Origin of the sequence: Ideonella azotifigens (genome assembly GCF_006519715.1) — a bacterium.
Classification (GTDB): Bacteria; Pseudomonadota; Gammaproteobacteria; order Burkholderiales; family Burkholderiaceae_C; genus Ideonella; species Ideonella azotifigens.
Map to the genome: position 1 here is coordinate 1 of NZ_VIDT01000703.1, position 2,711 is coordinate 2,711.

The window sequence follows — 2,711 nt, forward strand, 5'->3', positions numbered from 1 at the left end:
GCAGCACCACGCCGGTCGTGCCCAACGGCGCCCAGATCGACGAGACGAAGCGCAGCAGCAGGCTGGAAGGTGCGCCGTCGGCCTAGGGCGTGTCGGCCCCGTGGTCAGGGTCGGCCGCAGGCGCCAGGTTGCCGATCAGCCGGCCGGCACGGCCCTGCGCCTCGGCCAGTCGCCCCAGCGTGGCTTCGCGCAGCGTCGCGATCTTGGCCTGCACATGGGCCTCGTAGCGAGGCATGCTGTCGGACATCGTGCCCAGCTGCACCAGGATCGCCATCGCCACGCCGGCAGCGGCCAGCCCGGCGACGATCAGCGCCAGCATCGCCGCGGAAGCCTGCCCCAGGCCCAGCCCGCGGATCTTCTTCACCAGCGGCGCCAGCACAAAGCCCAGCATCGCCGCCAGCGTGATCGGCACCAGCACCCCGCGGCCCAGGTACAGCAGCCCCAGCACGGCCGTGCCGGCGAGGATCTTCAAAGCCAGTGATGAGGTCCAGGCCTCGTGGGGTGCCGTCGGCGTCATCAGGGTGCCCGGGGAATGCAGCGAAGCGGCAAGTATCGAGGCTGCGGGGCTCAGTTCGCCGGCCGCAACCTGGCCAGCCAGGGTCCGCCGAACACATTGACCAGCAGCCCGAGCATCAGCAGCGCGCCGCCGGCGAAGTGGATGGGCTGCAGCGCCTCGCCGAACACCAGCCAGCCGGTGCTCAGGCCCACCAACGGCACCAGCATCGAAAACGGCGCCACGCGGTTGGCCGGGTAGCGGCCCATCAGGTAGGTCCACACGCCGTAGCCCAGCAGCGTGGCGGCCCAGGCCAGGTAGGCCACCGCGCCGAAGGACTGCAGGCTGAGGTTGCGCAGCGCGGCGCCGATGGCCTCCGGGCCTTCCAGCAGGTACGACAGCGCCAGGAAGGGCAGCGGCGGCACCAGGCTGGCCCAGACCACAAACGCCGTCTGGTTGAACGGCGCGTAGCGGTTCAGCGAGCGCGTGACGATGTTGCCGCAGGCCCACATCACCGCGGCCGCCACCGTCAGGCCAAAGCCCACCAGCGGCATGCTTGCGCCGTGCGCGCTGCCGATCAGCGCCAGCCCGCAGGCCGCCAGCAGCAGCCCCGCCAGCTGGTTGGCCTGCCAGCGTTCCTTCAGCCAGACGGCGGCGAAGAACATCGTGAAGAAGGCCTGCGACTGCAGCACCAGCGAGGCCAGCCCCGAAGGCATGCCCAGGTGGATCGCGGTGAACAGCAAGGCAAACTGGCCAACCGAGATCGTCAGGCCATAAGCCAGGTACAAGCGCAGCGGCAGCTTGGGCGGCCGGAACACCAGCAGCGCAGGAAACGCCGCCAGCGCGAAGCGCATCGCGCCCAGCAGGAACGGCGGCACGCCCGCCACGCCGACCTTGATGACCGCGAAGTTGACGCCCCACACGACGATGACCAGCAGGGCCAGCGCGAGGTCCGCGGGCCGGAGGGAAGCCTGTTTCACGCCGCCGCGCCCACCCCGATGGGTACCGGCGCAGCGACGGGCGTCGTGGCGCTCGCGGCGACCGGGCGCCAGTGCGCCGCAATGGTCAGGATCAACGCACTGCCTCGCTCATACCAGTCCGGATCCGGTTCAAACGGGTAACCCATGGTCTTGATGTCGTAAGGGCTGACCGGACAGTTGGTCCGCGTCAACTGATCCAGTGTTTTCCGGGCACCGGCCGGCAAGGCGACAGGGAGACCGGTGAGCACGGCCAGTTGCTTCAACATCTCAAAGAACACCACGTTGGTTGGGTGGTTGTGCGTCAAGAACAGCCTTTGTCGCCGTGCGAATTTCTTGATGTAGCCAGTGACTCGCACGTCGCAGCCCTGCTGCCGCAGCTTCATTTGGGCATGGCTTTCGGCAAAGCGTTGTGCGAGCCTGAAGTCGATACGGCCTTCCCGATAGCGATCCAGAATCTCCGCGACCGTCAAACCCTCTTCCAGCAGCCCGGTGATGATTTCTTCGCCAAAAATCGCACCATAGTGCTTTCCAGCAGCCTGTGGCGCATGGCAAAGAGAATAGGCGCCGCTGTTATAAAAATACGGAAACGAAGCCGACTTTGCGCCGGGCTTCAATTGCCGCACCAGATCTGCCGTGCACAACCGGCCGTGCTTCTCGGTCAGCGGTTGATAGATGAACACGTCGCTCTTCAGGATGCCCGCAACAATCTCGTCTGCCCGCTTCATGCCACCTGTGCGGCCATTGTTGGAGTAGCTGGAGATGCGGTAAGTGTCCGACGGCAGGCATTTGCCGAGCAGGTACCCCAAGTGCTGCCCCTGGCAATTGCCGAATATGACGATGTGGGTCATGGAAAGCAGCCTCCCCGCTGCACCACAATTATCCGCGGGCCGACAGCCATCACGATGGCCGTGTCAGCCTCTGCCGGAATGAAAAAAGACCGGCGTTGCGGCCCGGGCTCGTGCAGGGGGCGCGGCGCAGGGCGGTGGGCCCGGCGGGGGGGCTTACCTCTATATGCTCATTTCAATCCAAGCTTATGCCGTTTCGCGTATGAGCTTATGCAGCAATCTGCGTTCACGCCAAACCGGCGGCGCGCGAGCATGCGGGCATTCACCACCCATCCAGGCGGCCACGAGCTGCCGCGGGAGCCCGGCGCATGGACCTCAGCAGCATCAGCAACGACAGCAACATTCCCTCGAGCGGCGAGGCCTGCGTCGCCATCGTCGGCCTGGGTTTCAGCG

At 66.4% G+C, this 2,711-nt stretch carries 4 protein-coding genes; all 4 read right to left on the minus strand.

Translation table 11 applies throughout. The annotated features are described in order from the left end of the window. Nucleotides 1-82 precede the first annotated feature (82 nt). Complete coding sequence (locus tag FKP22_RS26515; RefSeq protein WP_141290915.1) at nt 83-517, minus strand: AI-2E family transporter; 435 nt, start codon at nt 515-517, stop codon at nt 83-85. Nucleotides 518-567: 50 nt separating this feature from the next. After that, a complete protein-coding gene (locus FKP22_RS26520; RefSeq protein WP_231010485.1) occupies nt 568-1,473 on the minus strand; it encodes an EamA family transporter in 906 nt (301 codons plus the stop codon). Continuing rightward, nucleotides 1,470-2,321, minus strand: a complete 852-nt coding sequence (locus tag FKP22_RS26525; RefSeq protein WP_141290917.1) for a WcbI family polysaccharide biosynthesis putative acetyltransferase — start codon at nt 2,319-2,321, stop codon at nt 1,470-1,472. The genes FKP22_RS26520 and FKP22_RS26525 overlap by 4 nt, the downstream gene beginning before the upstream one ends. Before the next feature lie 167 nt (nt 2,322-2,488). Continuing rightward, nucleotides 2,489-2,711, minus strand: a 223-nt coding sequence (locus FKP22_RS33555) for a hypothetical protein (RefSeq protein ID WP_211361598.1), incomplete at its 5' end; no start/stop codon positions are given.